Origin of the sequence: Uliginosibacterium sp. 31-12 (genome assembly GCF_030548425.1) — a bacterium.
Lineage (GTDB): Bacteria > Pseudomonadota > Gammaproteobacteria > Burkholderiales > Rhodocyclaceae > Uliginosibacterium > Uliginosibacterium aquaticum.
Genome location: NZ_JAUOOA010000002.1, coordinates 368,886 through 393,833, shown reverse-complemented (window position 1 = coordinate 393,833; position 24,948 = coordinate 368,886). Strand labels below are relative to the sequence as shown.

Annotated in this window: 26 protein-coding genes; 16 read left to right on the top strand and 10 right to left on the bottom strand. The window is 62.3% G+C overall.

The annotated features are described in order from the left end of the window. Nucleotides 1-73 precede the first annotated feature (73 nt). The 7 genes from Q3Y64_RS07020 to galE all read left to right on the top strand — a co-directional run bounded on the left by Q3Y64_RS07020 (nt 74) and on the right by galE (nt 6,465). Nucleotides 74-820: a tyrosine-protein phosphatase gene (locus Q3Y64_RS07020; protein ID WP_303560586.1), complete on the top strand. Its 747-nt coding sequence runs from the start codon at nt 74-76 to the stop codon at nt 818-820. After that, entirely contained in the window at nt 810-1,448 is a 639-nt protein-coding gene (locus Q3Y64_RS07015; RefSeq protein ID WP_303560585.1) for a hypothetical protein, read from the top strand. Before Q3Y64_RS07020 ends, Q3Y64_RS07015 begins: the two co-directional genes overlap by 11 nt. A gap of 411 nt (nt 1,449-1,859) precedes the next feature. Next, nucleotides 1,860-2,762 (top strand): glucose-1-phosphate thymidylyltransferase RfbA, encoded by a 903-nt coding sequence (gene rfbA / locus Q3Y64_RS07010; protein ID WP_303560584.1) that lies wholly within the window; start codon nt 1,860-1,862, stop codon nt 2,760-2,762. Between the two features lie 26 nt (nt 2,763-2,788). Beyond that, complete coding sequence (locus Q3Y64_RS07005; RefSeq protein WP_101941538.1) at nt 2,789-3,892, top strand: sugar phosphate nucleotidyltransferase; 1,104 nt, start codon at nt 2,789-2,791, stop codon at nt 3,890-3,892. Further along, nucleotides 3,892-4,878 carry a serine/threonine protein kinase gene (locus tag Q3Y64_RS07000; RefSeq protein WP_303560583.1) on the top strand — a complete coding sequence of 329 codons (987 nt, stop codon included), beginning with the start codon at nt 3,892-3,894 and terminating at the stop codon, nt 4,876-4,878. The genes Q3Y64_RS07005 and Q3Y64_RS07000 overlap by 1 nt, the downstream gene beginning before the upstream one ends. 10 nt (nt 4,879-4,888) lie before the next feature. Beyond that, on the top strand, nt 4,889-5,437 hold the full coding sequence (gene rfbC, locus Q3Y64_RS06995) for a dTDP-4-dehydrorhamnose 3,5-epimerase (protein ID WP_101941536.1): 549 nt from the start codon (nt 4,889-4,891) through the stop codon (nt 5,435-5,437). A gap of 11 nt (nt 5,438-5,448) precedes the next feature. Then, nucleotides 5,449-6,465 (top strand): UDP-glucose 4-epimerase GalE, encoded by a 1,017-nt coding sequence (gene galE, locus Q3Y64_RS06990; RefSeq protein ID WP_101941535.1) that lies wholly within the window; start codon nt 5,449-5,451, stop codon nt 6,463-6,465. A gap of 61 nt (nt 6,466-6,526) precedes the next feature. On the opposite strand, the gene Q3Y64_RS06985 is transcribed toward galE, so the two are convergent. Then, on the bottom strand, nt 6,527-7,666 hold the full coding sequence (locus tag Q3Y64_RS06985; protein ID WP_303560582.1) for an EAL and HDOD domain-containing protein: 1,140 nt from the start codon (nt 7,664-7,666) through the stop codon (nt 6,527-6,529). Between the two features lie 59 nt (nt 7,667-7,725). After that, nucleotides 7,726-8,757: a CDP-6-deoxy-delta-3,4-glucoseen reductase gene (locus Q3Y64_RS06980; RefSeq protein WP_303560581.1), complete on the bottom strand. Its 1,032-nt coding sequence runs from the start codon at nt 8,755-8,757 to the stop codon at nt 7,726-7,728. Nucleotides 8,758-8,857: 100 nt separating this feature from the next. Between Q3Y64_RS06980 and Q3Y64_RS06975 the strand changes: the two genes are divergently transcribed. Genes Q3Y64_RS06975 through Q3Y64_RS06965 form a run of 3 tightly spaced genes read left to right on the top strand, consistent with a single transcriptional unit; the run spans nt 8,858 to nt 11,339 of the window. Continuing rightward, the gene (locus tag Q3Y64_RS06975; protein WP_303560580.1) at nt 8,858-9,748 is read left to right on the top strand and encodes an NAD-dependent epimerase/dehydratase family protein; all 891 of its coding nucleotides are present in this window, start codon (nt 8,858-8,860) and stop codon (nt 9,746-9,748) included. Nucleotide 9,749: 1 nt separating this feature from the next. Beyond that, nucleotides 9,750-10,187, top strand: coding sequence for a CopD family protein (locus Q3Y64_RS06970; RefSeq protein WP_101941532.1), 438 nt, complete (start codon nt 9,750-9,752; stop codon nt 10,185-10,187). A gap of 9 nt (nt 10,188-10,196) precedes the next feature. Continuing rightward, complete coding sequence (locus tag Q3Y64_RS06965) at nt 10,197-11,339, top strand: class I SAM-dependent RNA methyltransferase (protein WP_303560579.1); 1,143 nt, start codon at nt 10,197-10,199, stop codon at nt 11,337-11,339. On the opposite strand, the gene Q3Y64_RS06960 is transcribed toward Q3Y64_RS06965, so the two are convergent. The 3 genes from Q3Y64_RS06960 to Q3Y64_RS06950 form a co-directional block, all read right to left on the bottom strand. Next, nucleotides 11,308-12,177 (bottom strand): bile acid:sodium symporter family protein, encoded by an 870-nt coding sequence (locus Q3Y64_RS06960; protein WP_303560578.1) that lies wholly within the window; start codon nt 12,175-12,177, stop codon nt 11,308-11,310. The two genes, Q3Y64_RS06965 and Q3Y64_RS06960, sit on opposite strands and share 32 nt — an antisense overlap. Before the next feature lie 78 nt (nt 12,178-12,255). Continuing rightward, nucleotides 12,256-13,389: a PilT/PilU family type 4a pilus ATPase gene (locus Q3Y64_RS06955; protein ID WP_101941529.1), complete on the bottom strand. Its 1,134-nt coding sequence runs from the start codon at nt 13,387-13,389 to the stop codon at nt 12,256-12,258. Nucleotides 13,390-13,441: 52 nt separating this feature from the next. Continuing rightward, nucleotides 13,442-14,488 (bottom strand): type IV pilus twitching motility protein PilT, encoded by a 1,047-nt coding sequence (locus Q3Y64_RS06950; protein ID WP_101941528.1) that lies wholly within the window; start codon nt 14,486-14,488, stop codon nt 13,442-13,444. 90 nt (nt 14,489-14,578) lie between these two features. Between Q3Y64_RS06950 and Q3Y64_RS06945 the strand changes: the two genes are divergently transcribed. From Q3Y64_RS06945 to Q3Y64_RS06930, 4 genes are read left to right on the top strand one after another with little or no spacing between them, the layout of a single operon-like run. Beyond that, nucleotides 14,579-15,274 carry a YggS family pyridoxal phosphate-dependent enzyme gene (locus Q3Y64_RS06945; protein WP_303560613.1) on the top strand — a complete coding sequence of 232 codons (696 nt, stop codon included), beginning with the start codon at nt 14,579-14,581 and terminating at the stop codon, nt 15,272-15,274. Nucleotides 15,275-15,293: 19 nt separating this feature from the next. Then, nucleotides 15,294-16,112, top strand: a complete 819-nt coding sequence (proC, locus tag Q3Y64_RS06940) for a pyrroline-5-carboxylate reductase (RefSeq protein WP_303560577.1) — start codon at nt 15,294-15,296, stop codon at nt 16,110-16,112. Nucleotides 16,113-16,125: 13 nt separating this feature from the next. Then, nucleotides 16,126-16,659: a YggT family protein gene (locus Q3Y64_RS06935; RefSeq protein WP_303560576.1), complete on the top strand. Its 534-nt coding sequence runs from the start codon at nt 16,126-16,128 to the stop codon at nt 16,657-16,659. Nucleotide 16,660: 1 nt separating this feature from the next. After that, nucleotides 16,661-16,966, top strand: coding sequence for a DUF167 domain-containing protein (locus Q3Y64_RS06930; protein WP_303560575.1), 306 nt, complete (start codon nt 16,661-16,663; stop codon nt 16,964-16,966). On the opposite strand, the gene Q3Y64_RS06925 is transcribed toward Q3Y64_RS06930, so the two are convergent. Genes Q3Y64_RS06925 through Q3Y64_RS06915 form a run of 3 tightly spaced genes read right to left on the bottom strand, consistent with a single transcriptional unit; the run spans nt 16,967 to nt 20,954 of the window. After that, entirely contained in the window at nt 16,967-18,724 is a 1,758-nt protein-coding gene (locus Q3Y64_RS06925) for a diguanylate cyclase (RefSeq protein ID WP_303560574.1), read from the bottom strand. A gap of 30 nt (nt 18,725-18,754) precedes the next feature. Then, nucleotides 18,755-19,396 (bottom strand): response regulator transcription factor, encoded by a 642-nt coding sequence (locus Q3Y64_RS06920; protein ID WP_101941691.1) that lies wholly within the window; start codon nt 19,394-19,396, stop codon nt 18,755-18,757. Nucleotides 19,397-19,412: 16 nt separating this feature from the next. Further along, nucleotides 19,413-20,954: a response regulator gene (locus Q3Y64_RS06915; protein ID WP_101941522.1), complete on the bottom strand. Its 1,542-nt coding sequence runs from the start codon at nt 20,952-20,954 to the stop codon at nt 19,413-19,415. Nucleotides 20,955-21,224: 270 nt separating this feature from the next. On the opposite strand from Q3Y64_RS06915, the gene ahpC reads away from it, so the two are divergent. Together ahpC and ahpF are read left to right on the top strand one after the other, a co-directional pair. Beyond that, a complete protein-coding gene (gene ahpC / locus Q3Y64_RS06910) occupies nt 21,225-21,788 on the top strand; it encodes an alkyl hydroperoxide reductase subunit C (protein ID WP_101941521.1) in 564 nt (187 codons plus the stop codon). 245 nt (nt 21,789-22,033) lie between these two features. Further along, nucleotides 22,034-23,587 carry an alkyl hydroperoxide reductase subunit F gene (ahpF, locus tag Q3Y64_RS06905; RefSeq protein WP_303560573.1) on the top strand — a complete coding sequence of 518 codons (1,554 nt, stop codon included), beginning with the start codon at nt 22,034-22,036 and terminating at the stop codon, nt 23,585-23,587. Nucleotides 23,588-23,635: 48 nt separating this feature from the next. Here ahpF and Q3Y64_RS06900 read toward each other — a convergent pair whose 3' ends face one another. Further along, complete coding sequence (locus Q3Y64_RS06900; protein ID WP_303560572.1) at nt 23,636-23,818, bottom strand: hypothetical protein; 183 nt, start codon at nt 23,816-23,818, stop codon at nt 23,636-23,638. Beyond that, the gene (locus Q3Y64_RS06895; protein ID WP_303560571.1) at nt 23,815-24,933 is read right to left on the bottom strand and encodes an endonuclease/exonuclease/phosphatase family protein; all 1,119 of its coding nucleotides are present in this window, start codon (nt 24,931-24,933) and stop codon (nt 23,815-23,817) included. Before Q3Y64_RS06895 ends, Q3Y64_RS06900 begins: the two co-directional genes overlap by 4 nt. Nucleotides 24,934-24,948: the final 15 nt, after the last annotated feature.

The window sequence follows — 24,948 nt, the reverse complement described above, 5'->3', positions numbered from 1 at the left end:
TGGCAATGACGCATCCGTGTTTCCTGCGCCACGAACAAATGATGTGCATCGCCAATCGGGTGGCTGTTTCCAGATGATCGACATTCATTGCCATTTGCTGCCGGGTATTGATGATGGCCCAGCGACACCGGACGAAGCGCTGGCGCTGGCACGTGCCATCGTGGCCGACGGGATTCGCCATGTGGTGGCGACACCGCATGTGTTCCCTGGCCGGTTCGACAATCTGAAAGCAGGCATCGAGCGCGAATTTTCGCTGTTCCGTGATTTGCTGCGTTTGCGCGGTATCGAGCTGGGCCTCTCCTTCGGGGGCGAGGTGCGTCTGTCGCACGAAGTGCTGGAGCTGGTTCAGCAAGGCCACATCCCTTTCCTCGGTCACTGCGAGGGCTATCACACCATGCTGCTGGAGCTGCCGGATGCGCAGATTCCACTGGGCTCGGTGAATCTGGTGCGGCATCTGGTTGGCATGGGCATCCGCCCGGTGCTGGTGCACCCTGAGCGCAACAAGGCGATCATGGAGAAGCCTGATCGCGTCGGCCAGTTTGTGGATGCCGGCTGCTATCTGCAACTGACGGCTGCTTCGCTGGTGGGGCAGTTTGGCCCGCGCGTGCTTGCGGCGGCAGATTTCATGCTGCACGAGGGCTGGGCGAGTGCGATTGCCAGCGATGCGCACAATCTGCAGGGCCGCCCGCCCCGCATGCGGGAAGCCCGCGCCGTGCTGGAGCGCCGTTTCGGGGCTGCCTTGGCGGATGAATTGAGCATTCATGGCCCGGCGCGCTTGTGCGGCATCGAGCTGGGCGGGGAGCTTGGTCATGCCGCTTGAGCGCAGCAAACTGGGCAATTGGCTTCTGATTTGTTTGATCCTGCTGGCGGCCGGTTGGGGCATGTGGCAAGGCCAGCGCCTGATGCGGGGTGATTTCAGCGCGATTCAAGCGCGTTACCGGATTGATACCTGGGTTGCAGGTAGCGCGAAGTGGACGGTGCCAGAGTGGGTGCAGGCGCGCGATGATCTGCTGGCTGCGGCGGAGATCATGCCGGACAACCCGCTCACCTTTGATTACCTGGGCATTCTGAACACCTTGCGTGGCCAGCGCGGCTGGAATGAGCCCAGCCTCCGGAAGGGCTATTTCGGCGAGGCGATGGGCTACCAGCAGACCTCTCTGCGTTTGCGCCCGCAGAACGGTGCGGCCTGGTCCAACCTGGCGCTGAGTTTTTACGCCCTCGGTGATCATGCCGGGGCTGCTGCGTCATTGGAGCAGGCCTTGAAGTACGGGCCGTATGAACTGGGCGTCAAGAAACTCTCGGCGGATCTGGTGCTGGCCATGTGGCCGGATATGCCACCCAGCCTGCAGCAATGGTTGCAGGCGCTCTATCGCACCAGCCAGCCTTGGGAGCGCCAGGTGCTGGAGAAGCTGGCGAAAAATTACGGTCATCCGGATGTGTTGAAGTGAGACACGCTGATTCATTCCCTTGTGCGTTGTCGATGAGTGGTGGCTGGCGTCGTACGGTTGCCGCAGGGGCATGTCTTTCGGTGTGTTGTTGTCGTGGTTTAATACGGCCATTTTTGATGGCTGGCGGAGTTTTACAAGGCTCGGAGATCACGTCGTGAGCATTCTTGCCCCCCGCGGAGCAGGCTGCATTGGCAGTGACTTCGTGCTGGGGTGGCGTACGCGAAGTGAGGGGCTGTTGGTGAGCCGGGAGGATCGGGGCCGCGCTGGCCGTCTCGAATTTCTCAAGGGCCTGCAAGGGCGTGAGCACCATGATTTCTTGCTGGGCGTAAGCCCGAGCCCGAGCCCGAGCCGCGATTGCCCGACGTTTGCCATGCGCCTGCGCACCGATATTCTTTGCGAAAGACTTCCGCGATGACCGCAGCACTCACTCACAAGCCCCGTAAAGGCATCATCCTCGCCGGTGGCTCCGGCACTCGCCTGCACCCGCTCACCCTCGCGGTCTCCAAGCAGCTCGTGCCGGTGTACGACAAACCCATGATCTACTACCCGCTCAGCGTGCTCCTGCTGGCGGGCATTCGCGATATCCTGATCATCTCCACCCCGCAGGACACCCCGCGCTTCGAGCAACTGCTCGGCGACGGCAAAGCCTGGGGCGTGAATTTTGAATACGCCGTGCAGCCGAGCCCGGATGGTCTCGCCCAGGCCTTCATCATCGGCGCCGACTTCGTGGGCGACCACCCCTCGGCCCTCGTGCTCGGTGACAACATCTTCTACGGCCATGATCTCGCGGCCCGGCTCAAGGCCGCCGATGCGAGCCCGAGTGGCGCCAGTGTCTTTGCCTACCCGGTATCCGACCCCGAGCGTTACGGCGTGGTCGAATTTGATGCGGAAGGGCACGCGATCAGCCTCGAAGAGAAGCCCAAAGCCCCGAAGAGCCGCTATGCCGTCACCGGGCTGTACTTCTATGACCAGCAAGTCGTCGAATTCGCCCGGAACCTCAAGCCCTCCGCGCGTGGCGAACTGGAAATCACCGATCTGAACCGGATCTACCTCGAGAAGAACCAGCTCGATGTGCAGATGCTGGGCCGGGGCGATGCTTGGCTGGATACCGGTACACACGACAGCCTGCTTGATGCTGGCCAGTTCATCCAGACCCTGGAGAAGCGTCAGGGGCTCAAGGTGTGCTGCCCGGAAGAGATCTGCTGGCGCAACGGCTGGATCAACAATGCCCAGCTCGAAGAGCAGGCCAAGCGCCTGGGCAAGAGTGGCTACGGGCAGTACTTGCTGCAGATTCTGAACGAAACGATTTACTGAAAAATCTTGAACACAAGGAGCGTGTGATGGCAAAGGCAATGATTCTCGCAGCGGGGCAGGGCACCCGTGTTCGTCCGCTGACCAAGGATATTCCCAAGCCTATGGTGCCGATCCTCGGCAAGCCGGTGCTTGAGTACATCATCGAGCACCTCGCGCGCTACGGCGTGAAGGAGATCATGATCAACGTGGCCTTCATGCACCGCAAGATCGAGGAGTATTTCGGCGATGGCCACCGCTGGGGCGTGGAAATCGGCTACTCCTACGAGGGCGCCTACGAGCACGGTGACATCCTGCCCAAGCCGATCGGCTCGGCCGGCGGCATGAAGCACATCCAGGACAATTCTGGTTTCTTCGACGAAACCACTCTGGTGCTGTGCGGTGATGCGATCATCGATCTGGATATCGGTGCCGCGCTTCACGAGCACAAGACCAAGGGCGCGATTGCTTCGGTGGTGACGCTGGATGTGCCGCTCTCCGAAGTGAAGAACTACGGCATCGTGGTGGCCGACGAGGAAGGCAAGATCATTTCCTTCCAAGAGAAGCCCAGCCCCGAGGAGGCCAAGAGCACGCTGGCTTCCACCGGTATCTACATCTTCGAGCCGGCTGCGCTCGATCTGGTACCGTCAAACACGGTGTATGACATCGGCTCTGAACTCTTCCCCTCGTTGGTCGAGAAAGGCCTGCCCTTCTTCGCCCAGAACCGCTTCTTCAACTGGATCGATATCGGTCGCGTAACCGATTACTGGACCGTGCTGCAGCGCGTACTGCGTGGCGAAGTGGCGCAGATGGACATGCCGGGCAAGGAGGTGCGCCCGGGCGTATTCGTGGGCCTGAATACCCATATCGACTGGGACAAGGTGCACATTGAGGGCCCGGTCTATATCGGCTCCAGCGTGAAGATCGAGGAAGGCGCCACCATCATTGGCCCGACCTGGATCGGCCATGGCTGCCATATTCGCAAGGCCTCGACCGTAGTGCGCAGCGTGCTCTTCGAATACACCCGCATTGGTGCCGGCATGACCTTCGCCGAGATGATCGTCTCGTCGCGTTACTGCGTGGATCGCACCGGCCATACCGTGTATGCCGGGGACGACCGCACCATCCTGCGCTGGGGCGACGCGCGCGCCTGATGACTGAGGCTGCCGCTCACCCGTTCTCCCGCCTGGCGCCCGACCTGGTGCTGGATGCCATCGATGCCACTGGTCTGCGTACGGACGGCCGGCTTCTGGCGTTGAACAGCTATGAGAACCGGGTGTATCAGGCCGGGGTTGAGGACAGTGGTTTCGTGGTGGCCAAGTTCTACCGGCCCGAACGCTGGACGGACGCGGCCATTCGCGAAGAGCATGCCTTCACGCTCCAGCTGGCTGAGCAGGAGGTTCCCGCCGTGCCGCCGATCGTGCTGCCGGATGGCGATACTCTGGCCCGGCACGAAGGTTTTCGCGTGGCCGTGTTTGAGCGACGTGGTGGCCGCAGCCCGGAACTGGACGATCCGGCCGTGCTGGAGTGGCTGGGGCGTTTCATTGGGCGAATCCATGCCGTGGGCGCGACCCGCAGCTTTGAGCATCGCCTGACGCTGGATGCCATGAGCTGGGGTGAGCAGCCTGCTGCTTACGTGCTCGATTGCCCGCATCTGCCGGCAGATCTGCGCGAGGCGTACCGCAGTGCAACGAGCACCGCGCTGGATCAGGTGCGGCGTAGCTTCGAGCGCGCAGGGGATGTGAAGACCTTGCGTCTGCACGGTGATTGCCATCCGGGTAATGTGCTGTGGACCGATGCCGGGCCGCACTTTGTGGATTTCGATGATGCTTGCACCGGGCCGGCTGTGCAGGATCTGTGGATGCTGCTCAGTGGCGAGCGTGGCGAGATGACGCGCCAGCTCTGCGATCTGCTCGTGGGCTACGAGGATTTTGCGGATTTCAATCCGCGTGAAGTGAGTCTGATCGAAGCGCTGCGTACACTGCGCATGATTCATCACGCGGCCTGGTTGGCGCGACGCTGGGAAGACCCGGCTTTCCCTTCAGCCTTCCCGTGGTTCAATACCCGGGCTTGGTGGGAGGAACACATTGGTAGTCTGCGCGACCAAGTGCCGCGCATGACAGAAGAATGGTATTTTTGAGGGCGTTGCAATGAATGTGATCAAGGGCGAAATGGAAGGCCTGCTGATTCTCGAACCGAAGGTTTTCGGCGATGAGCGCGGTTTCTTCATGGAAAGCTTCAATGCGAAAACCTTTGCTGAGGCTACGGGCCTGAAGCTGGATTTCGTGCAGGACAATCACTCCCGCTCCGCACGCGGGGTGCTGCGTGGCCTGCACTATCAGCTGCAGCAACCGCAGGGCAAGCTGGTGCGTGTGGTGAGTGGCCGGGTGTGGGATGTGGCGGTCGACATGCGTCGTTCCTCGCCCACTTTCGGTAAATGGCAGGGGGTCGAGCTCTCCGCTGAAAACAAGCGCCAGTTCTGGGTGCCGGCGGGCTTTGCCCACGGCTTCGTAGTGCTGTCTGAATCGGCAGACTTTCTCTACAAGACTACTGATTACTACGCGCCCGAGCATGAGCGCTGCCTCGCCTGGAACGACCCGATCGTGGGCGTAGACTGGCGCTTGGGTGACATCGTGCCGCAGCTCTCTGGCAAGGACCAGCTGGGGTTGAAGTTCGTGCAATGTGAAAGCTACGCCTGAGGACTGAAAGCATGGCAACCGTACTCGTCACCGGCGGCGCCGGTTATATCGGCACTCATACCTGCGTGGAGCTGCTGGCCAGCGGGCATGAGGTGATCGTGATCGACAACCTCTCCAACAGCAAGGTGGAGGCGATCCGCCGTGTCGAAGAGATTGCGGGGCGCAAGTTGCTGGCGTTTCATCAGGCGGATGTGCGTGATCAGGCCGTGATGCGCCGGGTGTTCCGCTCGCAGCCGATCGACGCTGTGATTCATTTCGCGGCGCTGAAGGCTGTAGGTGAGTCGGTGGCCAAGCCGCTGATGTATTACGACAACAACATTGCGGGCACGGTGGCGCTGGCCGAAGTGATGGCTGAGTTTGGTGTGAAGACGCTGGTCTTCAGCTCATCGGCGACGGTGTATGGCGATCCGGCGACGGTGCCGATCCGCGAGGACTTCCCGACCGGCCCGACCAATCCCTATGGCCGCACTAAGTGGATGATGGAGTATGTGCTGAGCGATCTGGCCGCCGCCGATCCTGAGTGGCGGGTAGCCTTGCTGCGCTACTTCAATCCGGTCGGTGCACATCCTTCGGGGCGCATCGGTGAGGATCCCAATGGCATCCCGAACAACCTGATGCCGTTTGTGTCTCAAGTGGCGGTGGGCAAGCGGGCAAAGCTCGCGGTGTTCGGCGGCGACTATGCCACGCCGGATGGCACGGGCGTGCGCGACTACATCCACGTCGTCGATCTGGCTGTGGGGCATGTGCAGGCGCTGGAGTACCTGGCGCAGAAGCAGGGTGTGCTGACGGTGAACCTCGGCACAGGGCAGGGCTACTCGGTGCTGGACGTGGTCAAGGCCTTCGAGAAAGCTTCCGGTAAGCCAGTGCCCTACGAGATTGTGGCGCGCCGGGCAGGGGATATCGCCCAGTGCTATGCGGATCCGGCCATGGCGGCCGAACTGCTGGGCTGGAAAGCCAAGCGCGGGATTGAAGAGATGTGCGCGGACTCCTGGCGCTGGCAAAGCGGCAATCCGGATGGTTACGCCTGAGGTTTTCAGGCAGGCAAGCAAAGGGCGCCGACGGCGCCCTTTGTGTTTTCTGGACCCGTGTTCAGCCGAAACTGAGGGTGTCGGCAAAGGCCACGGCCTGCAGCAAGGCGGCGGATACCTGCTGCACGGTGAGGCCCAGTGATTCGGTCTGGGCTCGTAGCTGATCCGGCATGAAGCCCTCGGATGCAATGGCCAGCTTGAGCAAGGGTGCGTACAGGCCTTCGCCCTGCAACAGGGCTTCGTGGATCGGCTCGGGCAGGGTCATCTGCTCCAGCACTACGCCGATCTCGGAGCCGAGCAAGACATCCAGCAGCGAGAAGGCGCCGGTGATGAAAAGGTTGTCGAGCTGGTTCTTGTCGAAGAACTGCTCGCCGAGGATTTCCATCATCCGTCCGCGCGCGATCGCCGCCTGCATCACGGCCGGTGCGGCGGGGTCATTGCTGGCCGAGACCAGCAGCAGAGATAGCCACTTGTTGAGCCTGTCACGACCAAGAATGGTGACTGCATGGCGGAAGGACTGCACCTCCACCATCAGCCCGAAGCCGGCCGAGTTGATGTATCGCAGCAGCTTGTAGGGCAGGGAGACATCGCGCTTGAGGGCGGTTTCGATCTCGCTGATGTCGGAGTCATTACGCACCAGATTCAGCAGATGCACGATCTGCGCATGCGAAGGGGCGAGTTGCTTGGACGGGGTGACGCCCTTCAGGAAGAACCAGCCCGCCGCACCGGTGTAACCAGCGGTGACGGCACGCTCGAAGGCCGGCACGTCGGCCAGTCCCCAGGCCAGCGGCAAACCGGGCGCATTGTGCGGGTTGGGGACTTTGTTGATGTCAGCCAATACAAAGCGGCAATCGATACCTTCCGGCCATGCCGTGCCCGGCTGATACCAGGACAAGGCCAGTGGTGTGCTGGCCTCGGCAAAGCGGCCGACAAGCTCCTGGATCTGGGTGTATTGCAGGGCCGGAGCCGGGATCTCGATCAGGGTGTTGTCCGGTGGAGCCCAGCCGAGCAGGTCGGATGAGGGCACCAGACGGCCGAAGCTGATGAAAACCGGGTGGACTGCGGGCCAGTGCGGGCGCAGGGCTTCAAGGGCCTGCACGGCCTGTGTGATGTTGGCCGCATGCACGATGATGCGGTTGGCGGTGATGGCGCGTTGCTGATTGACGATGGGCTCGCGGGTAATCAGTACTCCGGTGCTCATGATGCGGGCTCCCTGCTATGTGCTCTGGTCTAGCCGCCCTGCGCCAGTGCGGGGTTACATCATGTTTGCGGGCCGGCGGCGAAGGTGAAGGCGTCTGCGTAGAAGTCGGTTAACGGCAGCGCACAGCGTTCACTGAAATCCTTTTTGGCGGCTTCGATCATGGCCGGTGCGCCGCAGGCATAAACCTGATGTCCTGAGAGATCCGGCAGGTCTGCCATCACAGCCTGATGCACGAGGCCGGTGCGCCCGCTCCAGCCCTCTGTTGCGTCGGAAATGACCGGCACGTAGCGGAAATTGGCCAGTTGGCGTTCCCAGCTTTGGGCCAGTTCATGCAGGTAAAGGCCGCCGGGGTCGCGGGCGCCCCAGTAGAGCGTGGCCGGGCGGCCATTGCCGTGGTTCAGCATGTGTTCGACGATGGCCTTGATCGGCGCGAAACCGGTACCGCCGGCCAGGAATACCAGCGGTTTGTGGCCGCCTTCTTCCGGCGCCTCGCGCAGGAAGAAGCTGCCCAGCGGGCCCTCAATGCGCAGGATGTCGCGCTCCTTCATGGCCGTGAAGACGTGGCCGGTGAATTGCCCGCCTGTGATCAGGCGCACATGCAGTTCGAGGGTGTTGTCCTCGTTCTGCGCATTGGCCACCGAGAAGCTGCGACGCTGGCCATCAGCGAGCAGGAAGTCGATGTACTGACCGGGCAGGAAGTGGAAGGTGTCGCTCGGCGGCAGGCGCAGGGTCAGGCGGATCACATCGCTGGCGAGTTTTTCCAGGCTCTGGACGCGGCAGGGCATCTTGCGCACCGGGATGTCGTGCGCCGAGCGTACGTCGCGGCATTCGAGCACCAGGTCGCTTTGGGCGTGGGCGCAACACATCAGGCTCAGGCCCTGGGCGCGTTCGGCTTCGGGCAGGGTGGTGAGCGGGCTGCGGCCGTGATCCACGCTACCGGTCAGTACCTTGGTCTTGCAGGCGCCGCAGGCGCCGTCACGGCAGCCATAGGGCACCATCAGTTCGGCATCGAGGGCGGCTTGCAGGAGGCTGGTGTCGGCATCGGCCGCGAAGCTGCGACCACTGGGCTGGAGCGTGACCTTGAAGGACATGGGGGCGTTGGAGACTGAGTAAAATCGGATCCCTGAATTATCGCCCAAGCCGTGCAGAAATGAAGGCGTGAGCCGCCGGGTGATCTGGGATAATCCGGGCATGGATCGTCTTCTCATCATCGGCAGTGGCGACGTGGCCTTGCGGGCCATGCCCTGGCTGCGTCAGCGCTTTCGCGTGTATGCCCTGGTGCGGCGGGCCGAAGCAGCTGCGCAGTGGCGCGCTGCCGGGGCTATCCCTGTGCCGGGCGATCTGGATGCTGCTGCAAGCCTGCGCCGCCTTGGCGGGCTGGCCGATGTCCTGCTGCATTGCGCGCCACCGCCGGAGGGCGGCCAGGATGACCCGCGCATGCGTCGTCTGCTGGCCGCCTTGCAGCAACGCGGGCAGGGGCCGCGGTGCATCGTGTATGTGAGCACCAGTGGTGTGTATGGGGATTGCGCAGGCGCGTGGGTCGATGAATCGCGCCCCTTGCGTCCGGCCACCGCACGCGCGCGTCGTCGGGTGGCCGCCGAGCGGTGTTTGCGGGCCCATTCCATCGCTAGCGGCTGTGCCTTGCGCGTCCTGCGCGCGCCCGGCATCTATGCGGCCGAGCGTCTGTCGCTGGCGCGCCTGCAGCGGGGAGACCCGGTGCTGCAGGCGAGTGAGGATGTATTTACCAATCACATCCACGCCGCCGATCTGGCACGCGCTGCCGGGCTGGCCCTGTTCCGTGGTCCGCACCTGCGCATCTTCAATGTGTGCGACGATTCGCAGCTGGCAATGGGGGATTATTACGACACAATGGCCGATATTTTCGGTCTGTCGCGCCCGCCGCGTCTGAGCCGAGCCGAGTGCGCGCAACGTCTCTCCCCCGTGACGCTGAGCTTCATGAGCGAGTCGCGGCGTCTCGATAACACCCGCATCCGCTGCGAGCTGCGCTGGTCGCCGCGCTTCGCCGATGTGCGTGATGGCCTCGCGGCTGCCTGTGCCGAACTTCAATCTCAAGGACAATGACATGTGGTATCCGTGGCTCAAGGCCCTGCACGTTTTCTTCGTCATCAGCTGGTTTGCCGGCCTTTTTTATCTGCCGCGCATTTATGTGAATCTGGCCGCCGTGCCGCTTGAGAACAGCAGCGAGTACGCGCGCCTGCTGGGGATGGCGCAGCGCCTCAAGCGCTTCATGCTGCCCTTGATGCTGGGTACCTGGATTTTCGGTGTGGCGATCACTTTCACGCTCGCCGGGCCTGCTTCCTGGTGGAGCCAGCCCTGGCTGCATGTGAAGTTGCTGCTGGTGCTGGCCCTGACCGGTTATGACGGTTTCTGCAGCAAGCTGCTGCGTGAGTTCCGCGAGCAGCGCAATACGCGCAGCCATGTCTGGTACCGTTGGTTCAACGAAGTGCCGGTCTTCTTCCTGTTGGCGATCCTGATCCTTGTGATCGTTCGTCCTTTCTGAGCTGTTTCCATGACTGAAACCTTTTTCGCCCCTTGCCCGCGCGGCCTTGAACCCCTGCTTGCCGAAGAATTGCGCGCCTGTGGCGCCACGCGTGTGGAGCCCACCCATGGCGGGGTGGCCAGCGAGGGCGACTGGGCCTATGCCTATCGCGTGAATCTGGAGAGTCGTCTGGCCACGCGCCTGCTATGGAAGGTGGGCTTCACGCGCTACCGCAGCGAGGAGGAAATCTACCGCCTGGCCAGCAGCGTGGCCTGGGCGCGCCACTTCGACACGATCAATACGATCCGCATCAATGTCACCTCGATCAAGTCTCCCCTCAAGAGCCTGAACTTCGTCACCCTGCGCATCAAGGATGGCATCTGCGATCACTTCCGCGCGATCAAGGGCGGGCGGCCGGATGTGGATACGCATAGCCCGGACATGCGCATTCATGCCTTTCTGGACGAGCAGACCTGTACGCTCTACCTCGACACTTCCGGTGAGCCGCTCTACAAACGTGGCTTCAAGCGTGCCAAGGTCGAGGCGCCGCTGAAGGAGAACCTGGCGGCCGGCATTCTCAAGCTCAGCGGCTGGCAACCGGGTCAGACCCTGCTTGATCCAATGTGCGGCAGTGGCACCTTCCTGATTGAAGCGGCGCAGATGGCCCTCGATATCGCCCCGGGCCTGGGTCGCCATTTTGCCTTCGAGAAGTTTCGCCATTTCGATAGCGAACTTTGGCAGGGGCTGCGCAAAGCCGCCCAGCAGCGCCAGCGTCATGATGAAAGCCTGCCGATCTTTGGCGCCGATATCGATCCGCGCCAGCTCGCCAATGCCGAAGCCAATCTCGAAGCCGCCGGGCTTACCGGCAAGGTCGAACTGCTGGTGTGTGACGTGCTGGATCTGGAAGCGCCGGACGACGCCGGTGTGCTGGTCAGCAATCCGCCTTACGGCGTGCGCCTCTCCAGTGGCGAAGAGCTTTACGACTGGTATCCGCAGCTGGGCGACGCGCTCAAGCGTGGCTTCGCTGGCTGGAACTGCTACTTCCTGACCGCAGATCTGGAAATGGCCAAACGCATGGGCCTCAAGGCCACCAAGCGAACACCACTCATGAACGGTGATCTGGATTGCCGGGTGTTCGAGTTCAAGGTGGTGGCGGGACAGAACCGGAGCTGATCAGGCCTGCCGGGCTTGCCATGTGCCGTTTCTGCCACATGACGTAGGGCTGTTCGAGGAGCTGAGCCAGCAGCGCATAGACCAGCACCCCGAACAGCAGCTCGCCGCCCGGGGGGCTGGTGCTGAGCAGCACTGCAACCCCGGCAAAGCGCTGCGAGCAGCTAATGGCCAGGGCCGCACGATCCTTCGGCGCCGGGCCGCCGAGCAGATGGCCAATAGCGATCGAAGCTGTGAAGAGCAGCGTCAGGGCCAGCATGTTCGTGCCGTTCAGATCCGCGAATAGGTGCCACTGGGTGCCGAGTACGCCCACCACCAAAGCCAGCAACAGCAGGCTGCCGATCCTGATCATGCCTTGCGAGAGGCGCTCGGCAAAGGCTGGACGCAGACGGTGTAGCAGAATGCCGCACAGCATCGGCAGCAGGTAGGCCCGGGCCATTACCGAGAATACCTGCAGGGCTGGCGGTTCATGTTCCGGGTGGGCTGCGAAATGAATCCAGAGCGGCAACATGAAGCTGGCGCACAACACCGAGTTCAGCAGCAGGCCGAAGGTGAAAGGCGAATGCTCCAGCCAGTGAAGCTTGCGTGGCAGTAGCGGGACGCCGGACGAGGCTGCCAGCACGATCAGGGTTGTGGCAGCTGCTGGAGAGAGGGGGAGCAGGCGGGTCAGCAGCACGGCCACCAGCGGTACACACACGAACATTGCGAAGCCTGCCCTCAGCGCCTGACTTCGCTGACGCCAGAAGCTGGCAAAATCTTCTGGATGGATCGAGAGCCCCAGCGCAAATGCCATGCCCATGATCAGGAACTGGATTCCGGGGAGCAGGGCGGATATCAGCATGCGTGCGCCGTCGTCAGATAAGGAAAAGGCCGCAACGGAGTTTTCCGGGCGGCCTTGTCATGTGCAAGCAGATTGCGCTCAGATGATGTCGAGATTCTGCACGCCCGCGAGCAGATCCTTGTCTGCGTGCTTGCTGTTGAGCTTGATCTGCAGGCGCAGATCGTTCACCGAGTCGGCGTTGCGCAAGGCATCCTCGAAGGTAATGAGCCCGGCTTCGTAAAGATCGAAGAGCGCCTGATCGAAGGTTTGCATGCCGATTTCGCGCGAGCGCTTCATCACATCTTTCAGCTCGGTCACTTCGCCCTTGAAGATCAGGTCCGAAATCAGCGGTGAGTTCAGCATCACCTCGATGGCGGGCACGCGGCCCTTGCTTTCCTTGCGTGGCAAGAGGCGTTGCGAAACGATGCCGCGCAGGTTCAGCGACAGATCCATGAGCAGCTGTGAGCGGCGCTCTTCCGGGAAGAAGTTGATGATCCGGTCGATGGCCTGGTTGGCGCTATTGGCGTGCAGCGTGGCCAGACACAGGTGGCCGGTTTCGGCGAAGGCGATGCCGTAGTCCATGGTCTCGCGGTCGCGGATTTCGCCCATCAGGATCACGTCCGGCGCCTGGCGCAGGGTGTTCTTGAGGCCGTTCTCCCAGGATTCGGTATCCAGCCCCACTTCGCGCTGTGTCACCACGCAGTTCTTGTGAGCGTGCACATATTCGATCGGGTCTTCGAGCGTGATGATGTGGCCGTAGGTGTGCTCGTTGCGGTAATCGACCAGGGCGGCCAGCGAGGTGGTTTTGCCGGTGCCGGTGCCACCGACGAAGATCACCAGACCGCGCTTGGACATGGCGATCTCGCGGATGATCGGCGGCAGGCCCAGCTCTTCCAGCGTCGGGATGCGCGCCGCGATGGTCCGTGCGATCAGGCCGATACGGCCTTGCTGCACGAAGGCGTTCATACGGAAGCGGCCGATGCCGGAGGGCGAGATCGCGAAGTTGCACTCCTTGGTGGATTCGAACTCGGCGGCTTGCTTGTCGTTCATGACCGCGCGGGCGATTTCCTGGGTGTGCTGGGGCGAGAGGATCTGGTTCGACTGCGGCACGATCTTGCCGTCGATTTTGATCGCGGGCGGAAAACCGGCGGTGATGAAAAGGTCCGAGCCCTTCTTGTTGACCATCAGTTTGAGCAGGTCCTGTACGAACCTGAGCGCCTGATCGCGTTCCATGCTGTCTCCGTAACTGCCGGGTGCCCCGGCCTTGCTTCAATGCGTTGAGGGCTCAGTTGCCCGGGAACAGATCCTTGTTGGACGCACGCACGCGGGCCTCGGCAGGCGAGACGATGTTGCGGCGAACGAGATCCTGCAGGTTCTGGTCGAGCGTCTGCATGCCGTATTGCTGGCCGGTCTGGATCGAGGAGTACATCTGTGCAACCTTGTTTTCGCGGATCAGGTTACGGATTGCCGGGGTGCCGATCATGATTTCATGGGCGGCCACGCGGCCCTGACCGTCCTTGGTCTTGAGCAGGGTTTGCGAGATCACCGCGCGCAGCGATTCGGACAGCATGGCGCGGATCATTTCCTTCTCTTCGGCCGGGAATACGTCGACCACGCGGTCAACGGTCTTGGCAGCCGAGGAAGTGTGCAGGGTGCCGAACACCAGGTGGCCGGTTTCAGCGGCAGTCATCGCGAGGCGGATGGTTTCCAGGTCACGCAACTCGCCCACCAGGATCACGTCCGGATCTTCCCGCAGGGCGGAGCGCAGGGCGTTGGAGAAGGAGTGGGTGTCGCGGTGCACCTCACGCTGGTTGATCAGGCAGCGCTTGCTCTGGTGCACGAATTCGATCGGATCCTCGATGGTGAGGATGTGCGCATACTGGTTTTCGTTCACGTAATCGACCATCGCTGCCAGCGTGGTGGACTTGCCCGAGCCGGTCGGGCCGGTCACTAGCACGATGCCGCGTGGCTGATCCGAAATTTCCTTGAAAACCTTGGGACAGTTCAGATCTTCCAGCGTCAGCACCTTGGACGGAATGGTCCGGAACACCGCGCCGGCACCCCGTTCCTGGATGAAGGCGTTGACGCGGAAACGCGCCAGGTTGGGCACAGCGAAGGAGAAGTCGCACTCGAGGAATTCCTCGTACTGCTTGCGCTGGCTGTCGTTCATGATGTCATACACCATGGCGTGCACATCCTTGTGCTCCAGCGGCGGCAGATTGATCCGGCGCACGTCGCCGTTCACCCGGATCATCGGCGGCAGGCCAGCTGAGAGGTGCAAGTCGGAGGCCTTGTTCTTGACAGAGAAGGCCAGCAGTTCGGTAATTTCCATGGTGAATTCGCTTCCCGGGATTCAAAAGGGGGAGTTCGGCACGACTGCTATACTTTTCGGCGCATTGGCACACGAAGTTGAATGGATTATATGCCCGGCATTGCCGAAAACCTGAAAGCTGTTTGTGCCCGTATCGACGCCGCCGGGCGGAAATACGGGCGTTTGGCCGGTTCGACCGGTTTGCTCGCCGTCTCAAAGACCTGGCCAGCGGCGTCCGTGAGGGCAGCTTTTGCTGCTGGCCAGCGGGCGTTTGGCGAGAACTATGTGCAGGAGGCGGTCGACAAGATGGCCGAGCTGCGGGATCTGCCGATCGAGTGGCACTTCATCGGCCCTCTGCAGAGCAACAAGACGCGGCTGGTGGCGGAGAGTTTTGCCTGGGTGCATTCGGTCGACCGGCTCAAGATTGCCCAGCGCTTGTCCGAGCAGCGCCCGGAGGCTTTGTCGCCGCTCAAGCTATGTCTGCAGGTGAATGTGAGCGGTGAAGCCAGCAAGAGCGGCGTGACGCCGGGTGAATTGCCGGCGCTGGCGGCCGCCGTGGCGCAGCTTCCCGGGATCGAGTTGGTCGGCTTGATGGCCATTCCGGAGCCCAGTGAGGATGAGGCCTTGTTGCGCAGCCGCTTCCGTCAGCTGGTTGGGTTGCGCGATGGCCTGCGCGAGCAGTTGGACTTGCCGCTGGAGACCTTGTCGATGGGCATGTCGGATGATCTGGAACTGGCGATTGCCGAGGGCTCGACGCTGGTGCGGGTCGGCTCGGCGATCTTTGGCACACGTCAGAAAAATCAATAACGAAACACGGAAACCAAGCATGAAAATCACTTTCCTTGGTGGCGGCAATATGGCCTCTGCCCTCATTGGCGGTTTGCTCAAGCAGGGCTTCAGCGCCACCGACATTCAGGTCGTCGAGCTGTACGAAGCCGCACGCGAGCGCCTGCAGCAGGACTTTGGCGTGCGTGCCGTCGCGGCACTGGATGACGCGGCGCAGGCCTGCGAGGTGCTGGTGTTGGCGGTGAAACCGCAGCAGATGCGCGAGGCGCTGGCTCCGGTAGCCGGTAAGCTGGCAAATCAGCTGGTGGTGAGTATCGCTGCCGGTTTGCGGCTGGCTGATATCGGCCGCTGGCTGGGTGGCCATTCCCTGTTGGTGCGTGCCATGCCGAATACCCCGGCGCTGATCGGGCAGGGCATGACCGGCCTGTTTGCCGATGCCAGCGTGAGCGCGGCACAACGCGCGGCGGTGGACCGCATCATGGCGGCCGTTGGCAGCAGTGTATGGGTTGAAGAAGAGGCACTGATCGATGCGGTGACCGCCCTGTCTGGCAGCGGCCCGGCCTATGTCTTCCATTTTATTGAGGCCCTTGAGGCCGCTGGCGAAAAGCTTGGCCTGAGTGCTGAGACGGCACGCCAGCTGGCCATCCAGACTCTGGTGGGCGCCTCGGCGCTGGCTGCTGCCAGCCCAGAAGCGCCGGCGGTGCTGCGCGAGCGCGTGACCTCCAAGGGCGGCACGACCGAAGCTGCGCTGAAAAGCTTCGCGGCAGACGGTTTCCTGCCCATGGTGGAGCGTGCGCTGACGGCCGCTGCAGCACGCGGCCACGAGCTGGGCGAGATTCTCGGCGCAGATACGAACTGAAAAGGAGCCGAACATGTTCTATGGAACTTTTGCCTTGATCCTGCAGACCGTTGCGGGCTTCTTCACCGCGCTGCTGTTGGTGCGCACGGTGATGCGCTTCCAGCGCATTTCCTTTGTCAGTCAGCTGGGCCAGTTCGTGCTGGCGACGACCAACTGGGCGGTGCTGCCGTTTCAGAAATGGGTGCCCAGCGTGGGTAAGCTGGATCTGTGTTCGCTGTTGCCTGCCTGGTTGATCCAGGTCGCGGTGGTGCTGATATTGGGGCTGATGGCGGGCAGGGTCGAGCCCGTGAGCTTGCTGCTATCGGCATTGGTGTTCGGCTTTCTGGGGCTTATCAAGGCAGCCTTGCAGATGTTGTTCTGGGTGGTGATCCTGAGCGCCGTGCTGTCCTGGGTGAATCCGCATTCGCCGCTGGCCGGGCCTTTGCACATGTTCACGCGGCCCTTCCTGGCGCCGTTCCGGCGCGTGATTCCGCCGATCGCCAATGTCGACCTGTCGCCGCTGGTGTTGCTGCTGGTCCTGCAGATCCTGATGTTCTGGCTGCCCTGAGATGGCTGACTTGCCGGTCGCCGTAAGGCGTCAGCCGGACGGGGCCTTCACCCTGAGTCTGCATGTGCAGCCGGGTGCCAAGCGCACCGCGTTTGCCGGCCTGCACGGTGAGGCGCTGAAAGTGCGCCTTGCCGCGCCACCGGTTGAGGGCAAGGCGAACGCCTGCTTGCAGGCGTTCTTTGCTGAAGCGCTGGGTTTGCCGAAACGGGCGGTGACTCTGCTCAGTGGCGAAACTTCGCGGCAGAAGGTGTTGCGCATCGAGGGCGCGGATGAATCTGCGCTGTTGCGCGTACTCAGTGAGAACTGATCAGCCGGCTTCGACGCGGTTTTTGCCCGCTTTCTTGGCGCGGTACATGGCCTGGTCGGCGCGCTCGATCACTGTTTCGATACTTTCGCCGGCTTGAACTTCCGCCACTCCAGCACTGAAGGTGATCAGCAGTTTCTGGTTGTCGTGCAGGAAAATGCGCTTGGTGAGTTCGCGTTGCACCCGGCGTAGCGCCGAGATGCCGTCATCCAGCGCGGTGTCCGGCAGCAGGATGAGGAATTCCTCACCTCCGTAGCGGCCGGCCGAGTCCTGCGGGCGAATGGTTTCGCGGATGACCTGGGAGATATGTTTGAGGACTTCGTCGCCGGTCAGATGACCGAAGCTGTCGTTGAGTTTCTTGAAGTCATCTACATCAAGCAGGGCGATCGAGAGTTTGCTGCTGCGCCGCTTCATGCGCGCCAGCTCGCGTGCCACCATTTCGTCCAGCCCCTTGCGATTCAGCGCGCCGGTCAGCGGGTCGTGGCGGACCAACTCGCTGGCGGTCTCAAGCTCACCTTCAAGGCGGGAAATTTCGCGATTAGCCTGGTCGACGGCGATGCGCAGATGCTGCAGCTCGTCCTGCGAGTTCCGGGCACTGGTTTCGACCAAACGGGTTTCCTGCACGATGTCATCGATCAGCCCGGTGAGTTCCTGCAGGCTGCCGGCATGGGCCACCCGCTCGGCAAAAGCACTGACCTTGCTGTGGTAGTTGCCGGTGGCGTCCGCCAGCTCACCCAGGCGCAGCACGAAGTGGGCGAGCATTTCGCGCAGCTGGTTCTGCGCTTCGTTGAGGCTGCGTTTGAGGGTGCCTTGCTTGTAGATCACGTCGCGCAGGCGCTCGCCGAGCTCTTCAAGGGTGCTCTTGTCCAGTGGGCCGCGGAAGAGTTCCAGCAGCACCGTCATCTGGCCCTGCAGGTATTTGTCTTCAATGACCAGTTCGCTGATGTTCTCGATGATCAGCTGGAGCAGGTTTAGCAGGGCCTGACGGATATAGCTCTGGTCCTGCGCAACCCATTGCACCTTGTAGGCGAAGTTCTTCAGGCGCTCGCCGAAGGCTTCTTCCTCACCCGCGACCGGCTCGCGCAGCAGTTTGCCCAGGGCACTGGCTTCCTTGGCGAGCTCGGGGGTGTCGATCAGCAGCAGGCCGATGGCGCTATCCAGGGTGTCGGCCAGTAGTTTGCGCCAGGCTTCCGGCGCAGCATCGAGTCGTGCCGGTGTGCTGGTGGCGCGCTGGCGCGCGTTTTCTGCCTCGTCGTCGGGTGTTTCCGCACTGGCATTGCTGCTGGCGGGTAACTGGCTCCAGCCTTTGACCAAGCCTTGCAGGCGGGAGTAGAGCAGGTCGGGGTCGGCCGAGCAGCTTTCCATGATGCGGTTGAAGGCTTCCTGCTTGGTGACGCTGTTGAGGCCCATCTGGCGGCGCTCGATCTGTGCCAGCAGCTCACGGATCAGGCTTCCCCAGGCAAGCGGTTCGCTTTCCTGTTCTGTAAAAAGATTGATCAGGTGGCTGCGAAAACTGGCCCAGTTGTGTTCGGCAAAAGCGGCTTCGAACTGGCGTGCGAGTTTGAGCTGTTCCGGCGTGGCGCGCGGCAGCGCAGCTGCAATTTGGCGCAACTGGCGCTCGGGGAAAGGGTCTTCAGCCTGGGTGCCCGCGATCTCGTGGTAAATCTCGCGAAAATTCTCCGGAGTCGGCAGGCTGCGGCGCATGGCCAGCCGGCGTAGGGTTTCGCGCGCGATTTCGGAAGGGGAGTTGAATTCAGCCATGCTGTGTAGCGTTTCGCCCGCAGGCCGCCCTTATTCCACCAGCCCGTGTTTGAGCCCATAGTGGGTCAATTCGGCGTTGTTGCGCAGTTTCATTTTCTCTAGCAGGCGAGCGCGGTAGACGCTTACGGTCTTGACGCTGAGGTTCAGCTGCTCGGCAATTTGGGTGAGGGTCTTGCCCGAAGCGATCATGCACAGGGTCTGGTATTCGCGGTCGGAGAGTTTTTCGTGCGGCGGCTTGTCGAGGTCTTCGCCGATCGAGTTGGCCAGCTCTTCAGCCACGGCTGCGCTGACGAATTTCTTGCCGGAGGCGACCTGGCGGATTGCGGTGACAAGTTGTTCGGGCGCGCCCTGTTTGGACAAGTAGCCGGCTGCTCCCGCGCGCAGGGCGCGGATCGCGTATTGCTCTTCCGGGTGCATGCTGAGCATCAGCACCGGCAGCTTGGGGAACTCCTTCTTGATCAGCTTGAGCGAGTCGATGCCGTTGCGGTCCGGCATGGAGACGTCCATCAGCACGACGTCGTAAGTGTTCTCGCGGATCAGTTGCAGGGCCTTGATGCCGCCATCGGCTTCGCCGCTGACTTCGAGATCCTCGGTGTCGGAGAGGATCTGCTTGAGCCCCTGGCGGATGATGGCGTGATCGTCAGCGATCAGTACGTGAATTTTCCCAGTCATGTTCTTGTCCGTGTTGTCAGCTCGTGGTGAGCCCATCCACCCTGTTTACGGCAAGGTTATTGCCACCTTCAGTATATGCAGCCGTCAGTGGCGCGCGCAGGATGACAGTTGTACCACGCGGCTCGCGCTGCAGAAGCTCCATGTCTCCGCCCAGCCCTTTCAGGCGTTCGCGAATGCCACGCAGGCCGAAGGACTTGGGTTTGACCAGGTCCTGCTCAGTCAGGCCACGCCCGTCGTCACTGATTTCGAGCACGATGTCGTTCTCTTCCTGCATCAGGCGCACTTCGACCTGGGCTGCCTGCGCATGTTTGCTGACGTTGGTGAGGGCTTCCTGATAGGTGCGGAAGAGGGCCAGGGAGATATTTTCGTCGGTCTCGATATCGTGGTCGGCACACAGCACGGTACAGGAGATGCCGGCACGGTGTGAGTAGTCTTCGGCATAGCTTTCGATGGCGGCTGCGAGCCCGAACTCTTTGAGAATGCCCGGCCGCAGTTCGCGGGCCACACGCCCGGCGGTCGTGATGGCTTCGTCGAGCATCACCTCGATATCGTGAATGCGGGCCAGGGCAGCCGGTTCGGCCTGGCCCAGCTTGCCCGCCAGCAGCTTGGCCGAGATCTTGATGCCGACCAGGGTGCCGCCGAGCACGTCGTGGATGTCGCGGGCAATGCGGTCGCGCTCATCTTCCTTGACGCGCTGGAGGTGCTCGGAGAGTTCGGCCAGCTGGGAGCGTGAGGCGCGCAGCTCGGATTCGGCGACCTTGCTCTGGGTGATGTTCCACATGGCCCCCTCCCACAGCACACGGCCATCGGCTAGGGTGCGTGGTGAGCAGCGCATGTTGATCCATTTGATGTCCGCGCCTGGTGGCAGGATGCGCCCTTCCCAGTTCAGGGTGCCGCCGCGCGTGCCGGCTAGGCGCAGGGCGGTGTTGAGACCATTACGGTCGTCCGGCAGAACGAGATCCAGGAGCGGGTCGGGGCGCGACATCAACACGTCGGCGGGGATGCCTAGCAGCATCATGCAGGCCTCGCTGACATACAGGAAGGGCAGTCTACCGTCCTCCCCGAGAATCATCTGGAACAGCACGCCCGGGATGTTGGCAGCCAATGCGCGGAAGCGCTCTTCGTTGGCTTGCACGGCTTCGAGCGCCATGCGCCGCTCCTGGCGGATGCGTGCTTCGTGGCGTTCGCGGTCGATCACGGGGGCGAGGCGGTCAAGTTTGTCCTTGCTGAGGTAGTCCTGGGCGCCAGCGCGCATCATGGCGCAGGCCGTCAGTTCGTCCATCATGCCGGAGACCACAATGAAGGGTGTGTCGGGGTCCGCAGCGAGTACGGTTTCGAGCGCTTCGAGTGCCGAGAAGCCGGGCAGGGCAAAGTCGGAGATGACGACGTCCCATTTTGCGCCTTGCAGCGCAGCGTTCAACTCGGCGAGGCTGCTGACCTGGCCGGTTTCCAACTGGTAACCCTCGCGACGCAGGTGGCGGGCGAGCAGCATGGCATCGTTTTCGTCGTCTTCGACGAAGAGTACGCGCAAGGGCGCAGATCGCTGCGCAGACGACATAAGGCCTCCGGAATCCCATGGCGGGACTGGGAGCGAAGATAGCACGGGCAGCGATAGGCTTGCTGCGTGGATCTGATCCGAAATACCAGGCCTGATCGGGGCTTCCGCGGATGGCTTTGAGCTGCCGATGCACAGGGCAGTCGTTTCCCGAAGAATTCGATAACCGTTGGCTATCGAAACGTTTTGTTTAATAAATTAGATCTATTGATCCCGGCTCCTTAAGATGGCTTCTGTCGCTTCCGACAAACCCAATTTCAAGGAGCAAACCTCATGTCCTACATCAATTCCAGCGTCAAGCCCTTCAACGCCACCGCCTATCACAACGGCAAGTTCGTGCAGGTGTCTGACGCCGATCTGAAGGGCAAGTGGTCGGTGGTGTTCTTCTACCCGGCTGACTTCACCTTCGTGTGCCCGACCGAACTGGGCGACGTGGCCGATCTGTACCCCGAATTCCAGAAGCTGGGCGTTGAGGTGTATGCCGTGTCGACCGACACGCACTTCACCCACAAGGCCTGGCACGACACTTCCGACACCATCAAGAAGATCCAGTACCCGATGATTGGTGATCCGACCGGCACCATCACCCGCAACTTCGGCGTGATGATCGAAGAAGCCGGCCTGGCCGATCGCGGGACCTTCGTGCTGGATCCGGAAGGCAAGATCCAGATCGTCGAGATCAACGCCGGTGGTGTGGGCCGTGATGCGTCCGAACTGCTGCGCAAGGTGAAGGCTGCTCAGTATGTCGCCAGCCATCCGGGTGAGGTCTGCCCGGCCAAGTGGAAGGAAGGCGAAGCCACCCTGGCTCCGTCGCTGGATCTGGTCGGCAAGATCTGAGCGTAACAATGCTTTTGTAGGGCCGACTTCAGTCGGCCGCCCATGTGCGGTGTGCGACTGAAGTCGCACCTACGATATCGAGCAGTACGCCGGCCGCACTTGCGCAAGGCTTCCTCTCTCGCTGAAGCGGGTGTGGCCGGCATCTTTCCATCCTCCTCATCCCATCCCTGAGCCCATCGTCTCCGATGCGCTGAGGCATGGCATGAGTGCATGCCAAATGAATTCAACTGACGCAGGAGATCACCATGCTCGACGCTACACTCAAGACCCAATTGCAAAGTTATCTGACCCGCTTGCAGCATCCGATCGAACTTGTTGCCGCGCTGGATGACGGCGCCAAGTCGGCTGAGGTGCGCGAGCTGCTCGACGAGATCAGCGCGCTTTCCGACAAAATTACGTTGCTCGAAGATACGGATGCATCGCAGCGCAAACCTTCCTTCGCGGTACGTCGTGCGGGCTCGGATATGAAGATCCGCTTTGCCGGCATCCCGCTCGGCCACGAGTTCACCTCACTGGTGCTGGCCTTGCTGCAGGCTGGCGGCCATCCGCCAAAGGTCGAGGCTGATGTGATCGAGCAGATCAAGGCACTGCCGGGTCATTACGACTTCGAGGTGTTCATTTCCCTCACCTGTCACAACTGTCCGGACGTGGTGCAGGCTCTGAACTTGATGGCGGTGCTGAACTCCAATGTGCGCAGCACCATGATCGATGGCGCGCTGTTTCAGGCTGAAGTCGAGTCGCGTCAGATCATGGGTGTGCCGGCGATTTACCTGAACGGCGAACTCTTCGGTCAGGGCCGCATGACTCTGGAAGAAATCATTGCCAAGCTGGATACGAATTCTGCGGCACGTGATGCCGAGAAACTCAATGCCAAGGCAGCCTTCGATGTGCTGGTGGTGGGCGGTGGTCCGGCCGGCTCCGCTGCAGCGATCTATGCGGCGCGCAAGGGTATCCGTACCGGCGTGGTGGCCGAGCGTTTTGGTGGTCAGGTGATGGACACCTTGGGCATCGAGAATTTCATTTCGGTGAAGGCCACCGAAGGTCCGAAGCTGGCGATGGCGCTGGAAGAGCATGTGAAGGAGTACGGCGTCGACATCATGAACCTGCAGCGAGCCCAAGCCCTCAAGCCGGTGGCGGGCGGCGTGGAGATCACGTTGGAGAACGGCGCGGTGCTCAGGAGCAAGACGGTGATCCTCTCCACCGGTGCGCGCTGGCGCAACATGAACGTGCCGGGCGAGGCCGAGTTCCGCACCAAGGGTGTGGCCTACTGCCCGCACTGTGATGGCCCGCTTTTCAAGGGTAAGCGCGTGGCGGTGATCGGCGGTGGCAACTCCGGCGTGGAGGCGGCCATCGATCTGGCTGGCATCGTGGCACATGTGACCTTGCTGGAGTTCGACAGCGTGCTGCGCGCTGATGCCGTGCTGCAGAACAAGCTGCGCAGTCTGCCCAACGTGACGATCATCACCTCGGCGCAAACCACGCAGGTGACCGGCACCGACAAGGTGAATGGCCTGAACTACAAGGATCGCGTCAGCGGTGACGTGCAGCACGTCGAACTGGAAGGCATCTTCGTGCAGATCGGGCTGGTGCCGAACACCGACTGGCTCAAGGGCGTGGTGAATCTGTCGCCGCGCGGCGAGATCGAAGTGGATGCAAAGGGGCAGACCTCGGTGCCCGGCGTGTTCGCGGCTGGAGACTGCACCACCGTGCCTTACAAGCAGATCATCATCGCCATGGGCGAGGGTGCGAAGGCGTCGCTGTCGGCCTTCGACCACATCATCCGGGACGGGGCGCACTGAGCCGGGGGCGGCTTGTTTGCAGGCGTGAACGCCAGTCGCTCAGGTGACTCATGCCTCGCAACGCGAGTTGTCGTAGGCACGCTTCTCGTGCAGCCAGCCTTCCCCTGGGGAGGTCTGGCTGCAGACGCGTTGGCCTGTGGCCCGGCTTACCCACCAGTACCAGGCCGCCGGAGCGGCGGTGGCCGGGGCGAGGCAGCCCAGGGCCAGCAGAGCCGCGAGAATGCGCTTCACAGCTCGAAATCCGCCCAGATCGCGGCGTGATCGGAGGCCTGGGTGGCGCGGTCCACCACTTCTGCGAAGCGCTCGCTTTGCTCGATCTCTGGCGAAAAAATGCCGCGCCGCTCGATGCCGGTGGCGAGCAGGCGTTCGCGCAGCGGCTGCGAGACCAGCAGGTAGTCGAGCCGGCTGCAGTCGTCCTTGAAGCGATGGGTCCAGGTTTCCTCAGGCGCTTTGTCGGTGGTCAGTACGTCGGTCAGGCCCGGCATGCCGAGCAGGGCGGCGAGATTGCCCTCGGCCGGGTCTTCGTTGAGATCCCCCGCGACCACGACGCAATCGCGTTGCAGATCAAAGCGATCCAGATAGCCTGCCACATGCTCGGCCTGGATGCGCCGCCAGACGTTTTCCGGTGCCGGGTCCGAGGGGCGGCCCGGCCCCTTGCTCTTGAAGTGGTTGATCAAGAGCCACAGCGAGCGCCCATCGGGCAGGCCCAGTTCGTACTCGGCGCAGTCGCGTGCAAATACTGGATGCGGCTTGCCCGTGAGCGGCGAAATGAAGGTGTCGAAGACATGGGTGCGCATCGAACGCAGTGGCAGGCGCGAGAGCAGGGCGACGTCGATGCCGCGTGAATCGTTGCCATCGATGCACATTTGCACCGGGTAGGGACGGGTGAATTCGCTTAGCACGCTCTGGTTGAACTGCTGCAGGGTGGGGCGGTTTTCCACCTCGCACAGGGCGATCACCTCGGCATTCACGGCGCCGATCACGCGGGCGGTGTTGCGGATGCCTTCGTCCGGTGCGCTCATGCGCTGCCACTGCAGCCAGCCGACCCAGTCCGCCGCACCCTTGGCGCGCAGGCCCAGCAGCTTGCGGCCATGCATGGCGAGCAGGCGGCCGCGCATCTCGTTCAGAATGAACCAGGGGTGCTTGGCGTCGCCGCGATGCAGGAAGTATTTCTGCACCAGTTGCAGGATGCGTTTGCCGGTTTCGCCCTCGTAGCTTTCCTCGCGCAGCAGGGTGGAGAGCTCCAGACCGTCGCTGAGCACATCGCTGCCTTCCGGCGAGTTCAGGGCGGCGGGCGGGGCGAACAGGTTCTGCGAGTTGTAGCTGGCGATGCGCAGGCGGGCCATGGTAGAGGCGGGGGA